Origin of the sequence: Blautia acetica (assembly GCF_038739805.1) — a bacterium.
GTDB lineage: Bacteria > Bacillota > Clostridia > Lachnospirales > Lachnospiraceae > Blautia.
The window spans coordinates 20407-27811 of the sequence record NZ_JBBEWO010000029.1; the positions used below are offsets into that span (position 1 = coordinate 20407).

Annotated in this window: 5 protein-coding genes and 4 pseudogenes; all 9 read right to left on the bottom strand. The window is 41.3% G+C overall.

Annotated elements, in window-relative coordinates; all coding sequences use genetic code 11:
- Nucleotides 1–19: 19 nt before the first annotated feature.
- Nucleotides 20–3163, bottom strand: a complete 3144-nt coding sequence (gene ileS / locus WBS51_RS14390) for an isoleucine--tRNA ligase (protein ID WP_294462334.1) — start codon at nucleotides 3161–3163, stop codon at nucleotides 20–22.
- A 465-nt stretch (nucleotides 3164–3628) separates the two neighbouring features.
- A complete protein-coding gene (locus WBS51_RS14395) occupies nucleotides 3629–3796 on the bottom strand; it encodes a hypothetical protein (protein WP_330489637.1) in 168 nt (55 codons plus the stop codon).
- The gene (locus tag WBS51_RS14400; protein WP_330489638.1) at nucleotides 3793–4179 is read right to left on the bottom strand and encodes a BRO family protein; all 387 of its coding nucleotides are present in this window, start codon (nucleotides 4177–4179) and stop codon (nucleotides 3793–3795) included. Before WBS51_RS14400 ends, WBS51_RS14395 begins: the two co-directional genes overlap by 4 nt.
- 25 nt (nucleotides 4180–4204) lie before the next feature.
- On the bottom strand, nucleotides 4205–4357 hold the full coding sequence (locus WBS51_RS14405) for a helix-turn-helix domain-containing protein (RefSeq protein WP_180211128.1): 153 nt from the start codon (nucleotides 4355–4357) through the stop codon (nucleotides 4205–4207).
- 291 nt (nucleotides 4358–4648) lie between these two features.
- Nucleotides 4649–4984 (bottom strand): hypothetical protein, encoded by a 336-nt coding sequence (locus tag WBS51_RS14410; protein WP_330489639.1) that lies wholly within the window; start codon nucleotides 4982–4984, stop codon nucleotides 4649–4651.
- Nucleotides 4985–4990: 6 nt separating this feature from the next.
- Nucleotides 4991–5086: pseudogene (locus WBS51_RS15270) on the bottom strand (TIM-barrel domain-containing protein); the annotation flags it as partial.
- A gap of 59 nt (nucleotides 5087–5145) precedes the next feature.
- Nucleotides 5146–5433 (bottom strand): annotated as a pseudogene (locus WBS51_RS14415) (IS110 family RNA-guided transposase); the annotation flags it as partial.
- A gap of 203 nt (nucleotides 5434–5636) precedes the next feature.
- Nucleotides 5637–6134 (bottom strand): annotated as a pseudogene (locus WBS51_RS14420) (lysine--tRNA ligase); the annotation flags it as partial.
- A gap of 167 nt (nucleotides 6135–6301) precedes the next feature.
- A pseudogene (locus tag WBS51_RS14425) lies at nucleotides 6302–7288 on the bottom strand (tyrosine-type recombinase/integrase); the annotation flags it as partial.
- Nucleotides 7289–7405 lie beyond the last annotated feature (117 nt).

Here is a 7405-nt window from a genome sequence, read left to right on the forward strand (position 1 = left end):
ATTTTCCTCCTAGCGAAAGTTATGAAATTTTTTCCACCCCTAATTTTACACCTTCTGCGTTAATTTTCCAATCCTTTGTATAACCTTTTACTTCGTTATATACAACTTCCTCAGCCAGAACTTCTGCTTTGATTTGTTTTTCATGTACACGGAAGATTCCCTCAATTACCTGGTTATCCGCAAGTGATACCCGGATTTTATCCATAACTTCAAAACCTGCTTCCTTACGCATAGTCTGAATTTTGCTGATGATTTCTCTTACAAAACCTTCTTCAATCAGTTCCGGGGTCAGGTTTGTATCCAGTACAACCGTAATATCGTTGTCATTTTCGGAAACATAGCCTTCCATCTGCGCCATATCAATGAGCAAATCACTTTCCAGAAGCACGATTTCCTCACCATCTACATGCAGCTTCAATTCGCCCTGAGCTTTCAGTTCATCCATAGCCTTGTTGCCGTCCAGGTCCGCCAATGCTGTTTTGATACCGCCCAGGAACTTGCCGTATTTCGGGCCCACGGTCTTTAACTGCGGTTTGAATGTATAGGAAGTAAAGCTTCTCACATCATCTGTGAATTCCATTTCTTTTACATTCAATTCGTCTGTAATAATATCTTTATAGAAGTCAGAAAGCACAAACGGCGCTTTTACAAACATCTTTCCGATTGGCTGACGGTTCTTAATGTTTGCCGCATTTCTGCAGGCGCGTCCCATAACAACCACTTTCAGCAAATCGTCCATGTTTTCTTCCAGCTCTTTATCAATCCATTCTTCCTTCACTTCCGGGAAGTCACACAGATGAATACTTTCCGGTGCATTTTTATCCAGACTTCTCACCAGGTTCTGGTAAATATCTTCTGTCATAAACGGAACCATAGGCGCAGCCGCTTTGGAAATGGTTACAAGGGCGGTGTACAGAGTCATATAAGCGTTAATCTTATCCTGTTCCATACCTTTGGCCCAGAAACGTTCACGGCTTCTTCTGACATACCAGTTACTCATATCATCTACAAATTCCTGCAGCGCTCTGGCCGTTTCCGGAATCTTGTAACCAGCCAGGTTTTCATCAACCGCTTTTACTACTGTATTCAGCTTGGACAGCAGCCATTTGTCCATAACCGGAAGCTTCTCGTATTCCAGTGTATATTTGGTTGCGTCAAATTCGTCAATATTGGCATACAGAACAAAGAATGCGTAAGTATTCCAAAGTGTGCCCATGAATTTACGCTGTCCTTCCTGCACAGCTTTTCCATGGAAACGGTTTGGAAGCCATGGCGCGCTGTTCACATAGAAGTACCAGCGGATTGCATCAGCGCCGTATTTTTCCAGTGCGTCAAAGGGGTCTACGGCATTTCCCTTGGATTTACTCATTTTCTGTCCGTTTTCGTCCTGTACATGACCCAGCACAATAACATTTTTGTAAGGTGCTTTGTTAAACAGCAGCGTAGATTCTGCCAGCAGAGAGTAGAACCAGCCTCTTGTCTGGTCTACAGCTTCAGAAATAAAATCTGCCGGGAACTGCTGCTCAAACAATTCTTTGTTTTCAAATGGATAGTGGTGCTGTGCAAACGGCATAGCGCCGGAGTCAAACCAGCAGTCAATCACTTCCGGTACACGGTGCATGGTCTTGCCGCATTTCGGACAAGGCATGGTAATTTCGTCAATGTACGGTCTGTGCAGCTCTACGGTTTTTGCTGCTTCGTTTCCGCTCATTTCAAAGAGTTCCTGTCTGCTGCCGATGGCATGCATATGTCCGCATTCACATTCCCATACGTTCAGCGGCGTTCCCCAGTAACGGTTACGGCTGATACCCCAGTCCTGTACGTTTTCCAGCCAGTCGCCGAAACGGCCTTTTCCAATACTTTCCGGAATCCAGTTAATGGTGTTGTTGTTGCGGATTAAGTCGTCTTTTACCGCCGTCATCTTGATAAACCAGGATTCTCTTGCATAATAAATCAGCGGAGTATCACATCTCCAGCAGTGGGGATAGCTGTGTTCAAATTTCGGTGCGGAGAAAAGCAGTCCTCTCTCGTCCAAATCTTTCAAAACTTCCGGGTCCGCTTTCTTACAGAACGTACCTGCCCATTTGGTTTCTTTTGTCATTTCACCTTTTTCGTCAACCAACTGCAGGAACGGAAGGTCGTATTTTCTTCCCACCTTGCTGTCATCTTCACCGAATGCAGGCGCAATATGAACCACACCGGTACCGTCTGTCAGGGTTACATAGGTATCGCAGACAACGTAATGCGCTTTCTTATCCAGCTTCTTGAAATTATATAAGGGTTCGTATTCTTTATATTCCAAATCTTTTCCCACATAAGTTTCCAGAACTTCGTACGCCGGTGTTCCTTCTTCTCTTTCCAGAGAACCAAGAACCGTATCCAGAAGGGCTTCTGCCATGTAATAGGTATATCCGTCTGCTGCTTTTACCTTTACATACTGTTCTTCCGGGTTTACGCAGAGCGCCACGTTAGAAGGCAGTGTCCACGGGGTTGTAGTCCATGCCAGAATGTACGCGTCTTCGTCTTTTACTTTAAAACGGGCAATAGCGGAACGTTCTTTTACATCTTTATAGCCCTGTGCCACCTCCTGGGCAGACAGCGGAGTTCCGCAGCGCGGACAATAAGGTACGATTTTAAATCCTTTGTACAGCAGGTTTTTGTTCCAGATTTCTTTTAAAGCCCACCATTCGGATTCAATATAATCATCATGGTAAGTAACGTACGGATTGTCCATATCTGCCCAGAAACCAACGGTAGAGGAAAAATCTTCCCACATCCCTTTGTATTTCCATACGCTTTCCTTACATTTATCAATAAACGGAATCAGACCGTATTCTTCAATCTGCTCTTTTCCGTCCAGACCCAGCAGTTTCTCTACTTCCAGTTCTACCGGAAGTCCGTGGGTATCCCATCCTGCTTTTCTCGGAACCATTTTGCCCTTCATAGTGCGGTATCTGGGAATCATATCCTTGATAACACGGGTAAGCACATGACCGATATGCGGTTTTCCGTTTGCAGTCGGCGGTCCATCATAGAAGGTATACGTTTCTCCTTCTTTTCTCTGCTCCATACTTTTTTTGAAAATGTCATTGTCCTTCCAGAATTTTTCAACATTCTTTTCGCGCTCTACAAAATTCAGGTCTGTAGTAACTTTCTGATACATGATTTTTCTCCTCTCTTGATTGACTGAAAACAAAAAACTCCCGTCCTGTAACAGGACGAGAGCAAATACGCTGTCGTTATACCACCTCTTACAACATACACAACATTTCTGTCTTAATATGCGTTCCCTTTAACGGAGGAAGCCCGGCATCTCCTACTGGATTCAGATAGCAACTCAGGAGTGATTTTCTTTCACTGCTACTGGTACCGGATTTCCACCATCTCCGGCTCTCTATAACGTTTGCATGCAGAAACCATATCTGGTAAAACAAGAGATTGTGCGGCTTCTGTCAGTGAAATACTGTCTCCGTCTTGGTTTTTCAGTATAGTTCTTATTATACTGAGTGTGTTTGGGGGTTGTCAAGAGGGATTGGAGGGAAAGATATAAGTATTCATATCAACTTGAAAAAGGTCACATACAAATCCCCTTAAACAGATAAGATAATATCTCATTTCGCAGGAGTGTTTACTCTGTTTTCTCTATTCTTTTCGCCTCTTCCCTTTCAATCTGCTTAATACCTTTCTGTGGCGTGGGCAGATTTTCAGGCATTGTCCCTCCTAATTCAGCTATTGTCTGGCGTACCTTTTGGCCGACTTGAAAATGAACATCTCCGGCCTCTTTCTTTCCTGTCACCTGGTCCCGCCTGAGTTTTCCTGCTGTCTGGTCTTCACGGCGAAATATGTCTGCCCTAATGCAATCACTTCTTTACGGGAATCTCCATTCATCACGATTAGATAACATGCATAACGTGTAAGCATATAATCTTCAACTTCTCGTACCGCCCCTTTAGCTAAATTTATCATTTTGCCAACGCCGGCAAAATGATCATTTACTTCATTTCCACTTTTTTTACATGCTTCTTTCGCTCTATCAATTGTTTCTTTAAATCGTCTCCATTGTGTATAGTTTAATACTTCTCGGAGTTCCCTTGCATACCAGAATTCCTGCCCGTACTCGTTTATATGTTTTATATTTTCAAATATTTCTTCGCTGTAATTTTCCATATCTTTTCCCATGAATCCTACCCTCCATAAAATCATCCTATTCCCTATGTACTATTTTTTCTCTTTCAGCACGATACTTTAACAATCGTAATACATAATCTGGCAATTCTCTTTTCTCCGCTTCCCAATCCTGCACAGTACGATATGGAATTCCAAAATAATCGCAAAACTCTCTGCGATTCATTCCCATCTGCTCTCTTAACTCTTTTACTTCTTTTCCTCGACTCACACTATTCCTCCTTTTATACGCATTGCGTTATTTTATGATAGTAAAAAAACACAATACTGTCAAGCTTTTTTATCAAAAAATCCCCTTAAACGGATAAGACAATATCTCATTCCGCTTAAGGGGATTTGCTTTTTATCCGCCTAAATCAACTTAAATTTTTTAATATGCCGTTAAGATTTCCAGCAGTACTCCCATAATATCCCTGTCTATCTCCATCGCATTTAACTGAGAAATCAGAATCGGCAGTTCTCTCTATTTTAAAACCTCATTGTAAATACGTTCTTTTTCTTCATAAGACATCTCTGCTTGGTCCAGGAATTCAAAGATTTCCTTTTCAAACTGATTTTTTATCTGGTCTGTCATCGGCAGAATCGTACCCGCTTTTGCCAAAACCGGCAGTGTTTCTTTGTCTCTGTACACTGTAATATTTCCAAAGTAATATTCATTTCCATGGATATACGCCTGTTCTTCTTCCGGATATTCATAGTATAAAGGAAGTATCAAAGGTATATCTTCTTCATAGCTTCTATGATTCATGGTATACAAATAGGGAAGCATACGGTGCCGAAGCTGCAGGAATGTGGTCATAATGCGTTCCGTTTCCCTGCCAAATCTCCATGGTTCTTTGCTGTTAAAGGAACAATTGGTACTGTGCAGACGTATAACAGGGATAAATACGCCAAATTGTATTCAAAGGGTATAAGTTCCTCATCTTTATATCCAAACATATGGCCGTCAATATCATGAACGATATCTTGTGTCCGTGGTGCCACCTTCAATACCATGAGACCACTCACAGAATCCTGCTTTTTATAAACGTCTTTTATTTCCGGAAAATAGACACTGAACCATCTTGCAATACGGTTCTTGATTCGTGTGATTTCTTCCTGGGTTTGAAGCCGGGGATTAAAAAGACTTTGAATCTCCGCACAAATACCTGTTGGTATATATGGATATAAAAATCCGCCTTCATTTACCAGGGCCGCAATTGTTTTTGAATCCTTACGTCCATTTTTATTCGGATTGTTATCGTCCACAATGCTGAAAATGTTAAATTAATCATTTTCAGGATACAGCAAATCGAGGTAAGGTGTCTTTCTTTTATGCAAAATCACGAAATTGCTCATTTATAGTTTCTAAAATATAACATCATTAAAAGGGCACTTTTTGAAAGATTTCTCTCTCGAAAAGCGCCCTCAGCAATCCATTATGTTGTCAAAATTAAAAGTTTTTTAATCTCTTAGTACAACTTTGCTCCTGCCGGAATCTTATCATCCACAATCAGAACATTCAGGCCTTCTCTTCCCTCTACCAGGTGAGTTGCAGAAATAATCATACCACAGGAATCGATACCCATCATCTTACGCGGCGGAAGGTTTGTAATAGCAATCAGCGTTTTGCCTACCAGTTCTTCCGGTTCATAATAATCATGGATACCTGACAGAATCACACGGTCTTCGCCGCTTCCGTCATCCAACACAAATTTCAGCAGTTTCTTGCTCTTCGGCACTGCCTCACATTCTTTTACTTTCACAGCTCTGAAATCAGATTTGCTGAAAGTTTCAAAATCCACCATATCCTCAAACAACGGCTCTACTTCTACGTTGGAAAAGTCAATCTCAACCTTAACCGGTGCAGCTTCTGCTACTGTTTCTGCAACCGCTTTTGCTGCAGGTGCAGTCTGTGCCGCATTGTTCGCCTCGTTCTTGGAAGCGCCCTGGGACTTCATTGTCGGGAAATATTTTATGATCTCTTCGTGATCACTTATTATCCCTTATTCCGGCTTGCAACTGAATATGGATATTATTCACAATCCTTCGTTATCATTCATTATTCAATTCATTTTGTTGTCATTTTGCTGTCATTCAAAAATTTTGTTGTCATTCTCGAATTTGTGAGCCCTTCTCAAAAGATATCTAATTTGGCTGCCAAATTCTCGAATGATTCTTGTTTCTTCTTTTCTGTTGCTTCAGCGTAGATGTCCAATGTAGTCTCAATATTCTTGTGACCCATAATGGACTGGATAACTTTTAAATTTGTTTCGTTTTCGCAAAGTCTGGTGCAAAAAGTGTGCCGCAAATGATGGCATGAAAAATTAGGTAGAATAATCGGATCCCTGTGTTCTTTTTTTGCCCGAACCACTTCATCAGCATTATAGTTGTTGGCAATACGTTTTATTGTGTGATTGACTGTCTGCGGGTTAGGCACTGAACCAAAGCGATTACAGAAAATAAAGCCCGTCATTCCGTCAATCTCTGTCTCATTGAATCCGTTTTCCTTTTGCTCTTCATAGAGCATTTCAAAAGCATCTTTTACAATATCCAGCATCGGTATAGTTCTGATACCAGCATCTGTCTTCGGAAGTGAAACCCTTAAAACACATTTATTACTTCCATTCGCCGGATAATATACCAGGCTATGGTTAATACTGATTACCCGCTTTTCAAAGTCAAGATCCTTCCATCGTAATCCAAGTGCTTCTCCGATCCTGCAGCCTGTTCCCAATAAAATAGTAAACATAGGCCACCAGTGATAATAAATCGGATGGTTAGCAATATACTCCATAAAACATCTCTGCTGTTCAATGGTCAACGCATGCCTTACGCCTCTGTTTTTCCCTGATTCTCTGCTTATTTCCTTCATTACACCATCAGTAGGATTTTTTCGGATAATCTCATCCCTTACCGCCAACTGAAATGTAGGATGAAGCAGACAATGCACTGAATCAAGCGTTCCTAATGAAATACCTTGCTGATTAAGAAGATAATAGTAAAACTGCAAAACATGAGAATATTTTATCTCCGCAATTCTTTTCTGTCCAAAAGTATCCCTCACATAATGATCATAGGTATATAAATAGGAACTTCTTGTAGACTCTCTCAAATTATATTTGAACAAAATCGCTGCGCGATGGCCTGCCAAGGCTGTGGCATAGCGATTTTCTGTTTTCTATAATAAAAAACAGTGGAAAGCAAGTCCTAAAAGTAGTATTGTTAAATCACCACAAAA